The organism is Tissierellales bacterium, assembly GCA_035301805.1.
GTDB lineage: Bacteria > Bacillota > Clostridia > Tissierellales > DATGTQ01 > DATGTQ01.
Genome location: DATGTQ010000164.1, coordinates 1 through 4718 on the forward strand (window position 1 = coordinate 1; position 4718 = coordinate 4718).

The 4718-nt window shown below is 33.4% G+C and carries 6 protein-coding genes; all 6 read right to left on the bottom strand.

Features of this window, described 5'->3' with window-relative positions:
- Nucleotides 1-17 precede the first annotated feature (17 nt).
- Nucleotides 18-584, bottom strand: coding sequence for a glycerol-3-phosphate responsive antiterminator (locus VK071_08300; GenBank protein HLR35308.1), 567 nt, complete (start codon nt 582-584; stop codon nt 18-20).
- A gap of 201 nt (nt 585-785) precedes the next feature.
- Nucleotides 786-1019, bottom strand: coding sequence for a dihydroxyacetone kinase subunit DhaK (locus VK071_08305; GenBank protein HLR35309.1), 234 nt, complete (start codon nt 1017-1019; stop codon nt 786-788).
- Nucleotides 1019-1297 carry a dihydroxyacetone kinase subunit DhaK gene (locus VK071_08310; GenBank protein ID HLR35310.1) on the bottom strand — a complete coding sequence of 93 codons (279 nt, stop codon included), beginning with the start codon at nt 1295-1297 and terminating at the stop codon, nt 1019-1021. The genes VK071_08305 and VK071_08310 overlap by 1 nt, the downstream gene beginning before the upstream one ends.
- 300 nt (nt 1298-1597) lie before the next feature.
- Nucleotides 1598-2038, bottom strand: coding sequence for a heat shock protein Hsp18 (hsp18, locus tag VK071_08315; protein HLR35311.1), 441 nt, complete (start codon nt 2036-2038; stop codon nt 1598-1600).
- Between the two features lie 168 nt (nt 2039-2206).
- Nucleotides 2207-3541, bottom strand: a complete 1335-nt coding sequence (locus VK071_08320) for a nucleobase:cation symporter-2 family protein (protein ID HLR35312.1) — start codon at nt 3539-3541, stop codon at nt 2207-2209.
- A 454-nt stretch (nt 3542-3995) separates the two neighbouring features.
- Nucleotides 3996-4718 (bottom strand): carbon starvation CstA 5TM domain-containing protein (locus VK071_08325; protein ID HLR35313.1); only part of this gene is annotated, 723 nt, incomplete at its 5' end.

A 4718-nucleotide genomic window follows, 5' to 3' on the forward strand; every position in this document is an offset into this window, starting at 1 on the left:
TTTTAATAATAAATTTCTTACATGTACCACACTTCCTCATTACTTGATGATATAGCTACAGCTCCAGAGTTAAGACTTTGTATTACATCTTCTTTATCTTTTATAAGTCCTCCTGTAATTATAGGAGTACGGGTTTCACGGTATATTCTCTTTACTACTTTCGGCATAATTCCGGGCAAAATTTCAACAGCGTTGGGCCTTATTTTTTTAATAGACTCAATTCCTGAATCTAATGCCATTGAATCTAAAAGAAAAAGTCGTTGGATTACAAAAATATCTGCCTCTCTACCTGCCTTTACAAGATTCGTTTTAGTTGTTATTATTCCATCTGGACGTACTTGTCTATTAATATATCTCATAGCTGGAATATCCTTAGATAGCCCTTCTATTAAATCCATGTGAACATAAACTGATTTTCCATTCTTTTTTAATGTATCTACCATATCCCCTAAGCTCAATATATCTCCTATTAATAAGAAGACAGCATTGCAAGGTGAAGCTATAGCTTTTTCAACTTTCTCCTCATGATTTATTGCCGCTATAATAGGATTTTCATTTACAATGCTAAAAAAATTTTTAGCCATTTCAATCCCCCTTAAAACTAAAATCCACTAATTTCTACTAATTATTGATTAACTTGTCGTATCTTTCATTTTCTTGTAATTCTAATTATATCATTCCTATTACTAAATATATATGCTTGTACTGCTATAGCTATACTACCTTCATAATGAAGATATATAATACTTTTAAAATTATCTTTACTCCTGCTATATAAGTATTTATTATAACTGTTTAATGGTTTTAACATTTTTTATTGTCTTTTCGGCTATTCTCTTCACTTCTCTTAATTCTAACCCTTTTTCTGCAGCCGCCCCCGCTATTTTATGAACGAATACTGTTCCTGCAATTCCCCTTCTACCTATTGTATATGTGCTATTTTCGACTACTACATCATCATTTACAATAACGTTTTCCACATTTATATTTTCCATTTCTGATGCCATTTCAAGATTCATTACGTCTCCTGTATAATTCTTAATAATTGAAGTACTCCAGATCCTCCATCTACTGCTCTAATTGCCTGAAAAATTTGTTCTGGCGTTGGCGAGGTAAATACTTCCCCTGCTACTGCCCCATTAAGCATACCTTTTCCTACATATCCACAATGAGATGGTTCATGCCCACTTCCATCTCTACTAACTAATGCCACTTTACCTTTCCTCGGGCTGTCTTTTCTAACTAGTACATCATACCCTTCAATCCTCTTTAGGTATTCAGAATGAGCTAATCTCATGCCCTAAAGCATTTCCTCTACAAATTCATCCGCTTTATTAAATATCCTTTTCAGAATATCCCCCCCTTTTCCACATAAAAAATCCCACAATTATTAACCCCATCTCCTAAATAGGTTAAAATTGTGGTTCTCTTAGTCTCCACCAAATATGTATTTGTCTGAACTTTCTGGTAGTATACTTTATACTTTATCATGGAAAGCAATCCTTGTCAAATATTTTTATAAGCCAATAAGGATGGTCTTCATTAATTCCCTAAGTTAATCAATGAAGACCATTCCCGACTATTTATTCTTTATTCTTTATTCTATATTAATTCTTCTTCTCTTATTATCTTCTTTATTTAGTTTTGGAAGGATAATTTTTAAGACTCCATCATTAAAAGAAGCCTTTATATTATCTTCATCTACATTATCTATATGGAAGCTTCGTTTAAATTCACCATAATGTCTTTCTCGTCTAACATAATTTTCTTTATCATTTTCCATAGATTCATCTCGTTTTGCACTAATGATTAAGTAATTATTATGGTAATCTATTTCTATATCTCCTTTTTTAACCCCTGGTAAATCTGCTTCCACATAATAGTTCCCATTGGCCTCTTTTAAATCAGCTCTAAAGTTTCCCCGATTATAGTTTATTGAAGTAAAGAAGTCATCATCAAATAAGTCTCTTATAAAATCTGAAAAAGAGTCTTCCCTCCTACTTAGATTATTTTTTCTAAAAGGCATCATATCGGACATTTTTATTTTCTCTCCTTTATTATTTATATAGTCTTCGTTCTATAAATAAGTTTAAGTAGACTTATTAAAAATATACTAGGAACATAGTGGAATTTTTTTAAAAAAGTGAGTCAGTAAGGACTGTCCCACTGACTCATTTATTATGTAAATAATAAAGGAAGACGTTTTCTATTCTTCAATTTCTCTTCCAGGAAGTATTAAATTTAAGATGATAGCTGCTAAAGTTCCTGTAGTCATTCCTGATTGGAATATAGTTTGAACAGTTGGGTGAAAATTATCTAATATTTCAGGCCTATATACAACAGCAAGTCCTAATCCCATTGATACTGCAACTAATAAACTATTTCTTCTATTCAAATCTACCTCTTGCAATAGCTTAAATCCACCAACAGATATCATACCAAACATCATAATCCCAGCTCCACCTAAAACAGGATCAGGCATTATAGATACTAATGCTCCTATTTTAGGGAATATACCCGCTAACATTAAAATGATACCAGAAATAATAGTTACAAATCTACTAGCTACACCTGTAATAGGTATTATTCCAACGTTTTGACTAAATGATGTATGAGGCCCAGCACCAAAGATTCCAGCCATAAAACTTCCAACACCATCTGATAAAATACCTCTAGACAATTCTTCACCTGTTATTTCATGTTCACTAGCATTAGCTACTGATATTAAATCTCCCATAGTTTCTACTGCAGTGACAAGATAGGCAGGTAAAAATGCTAAAACAGCAGATAGGTGAACTTCCATTCCATATCTAAAAGGTCTTGGCAAAGAAATCCATGCTGCATCCTTTACTGGTGTAATATCTAATAATTCCATAGGTATAGAAATAATATATCCACAAACAATACCTATAAGTATTGAACCGGAGCTTATAAAACCTTTCCCCTTTTGATTCAATAGAATTATAATGGCCATAACTGCAAAGGCTAATAATATAAACTTAAGACTACCATATTCGGGATTACCAACTCCTCCAGCAGCCCAATCAACCGCTACAGGAATCATAGTAAGCCCTATTAAAGCAACTACAACACCAGTAACCACTGGTGGGAAATATTTTCTTAATGGTTTTATGAATCTACTTAAAACGATTTCAAAAATTGCACCTAGGGTCGTTGCAGCAAAATAGCCCGGCAATCCAAAGGCACTGGCAACTGCAATACCAGGTCCTACAAAGGTAAAATCTGTACCCATGATACAAGGAAGTTTTGAACCAACTGGTCCAATTCCACGAGATTGAATAAATGTAGCTAATCCTGATATAAATAGGGTAGCGCTAACCATAAGCCCCATAGTATCTACAGACAAACCAATAGCTTGTCCTACTACAAGAGGTACTGCTATAATACCACTGAAAGCCGCCATAATATTTTGAATAGCCAAAGGTATGGCAATACCTATTGGTAGCTTGTCATTAATATGGTAGCGTAGTTCTGAATTATGACTTTCAACCATTTCCCCTTCCAAATTTTCACTTGACATGGACATCCCTCCAAAAGTTTAATAACTCTATACTTGCATAAAAAGATATTTAAATCTTTATTATTTTCATATAATTTATACATCGAATTTTCTATTAATTCTTTCTTTTAATAGAAAGAATTTGTTACATCTTCTATACTTCCCAATTACCAAAATTGTGAATATCCCACAAAAGCTTACGACAAATTTGTATTTTATTTCACAAAAAAGGTCAAAAAAATCCTTATTCTAGCCCTAGGCCGGAAATAAAGATTCTACTAAATAATCCTTCCCTATAATATTTACATATGAGCAAAGTGAATAAATGGACGAAAATAAGGGACAAGCAGAAGTAATAATAGCAAAATTCACATATGACCAAAGTGAATAAATGGAATGAATAGAATTTCTGTATATTGCAATTTTATATAAAAAAAGTGAGTCAGTAAGGACTATCCCTACTGACTCACCTATTTTATGCGTTTTTTAACTCTTGTTTTTTATTGACTTTATATAAAAAGTATATTAATGTTCCTATTGCAGCTACAGCTCCTACTGGATAAGCAATACTTGAAGATAGTTTAAATCCTTCTGGTGCCATCATTATATAAGTAATACTTACACCTGTCATAAGTGTAGCTGGTGCACTTGCTATCCAATGAGATTTGTTGTTCTTAACTAAGAAGGCTGCTGAAGCCCACAATACTATCATGGCTAAGGTTTGGTTTGACCAAGCAAAGTATCTCCAGATAATATCAAAGTCTACCATTGTTAAAACAAATCCTATTGTAAATAGTGGTACAGCTATTAATAATCTATTTTTTATTGGTTCTTGATCATAATCTACCGCATCTGCTATTGTCAATCTTGCACTTCTATAAGCTGTATCTCCTGAAGTTATTGGTGCCGCTATTACTCCTAACAAAGCTAAAACACCACCTACCGGTCCTAGTAGAGATTTAGATATTGTATCTACTACACCCGATGGTCCACCACCTTCGGCTAGTGCTACTCCTAATTGAGGCACCCCACCGAAGAATGACATAGCCGCTGCTGCCCAAATCATGGCAATTATTCCTTCTGCAATCATTGCACCATAGAATACCCTTCTACCTTCTTTTTCATTATCCATACATCTAGACATCATTGGTGATTGAGTAGCATGGAATCCAGATATAGCTCCACAAGCAATAGTAAC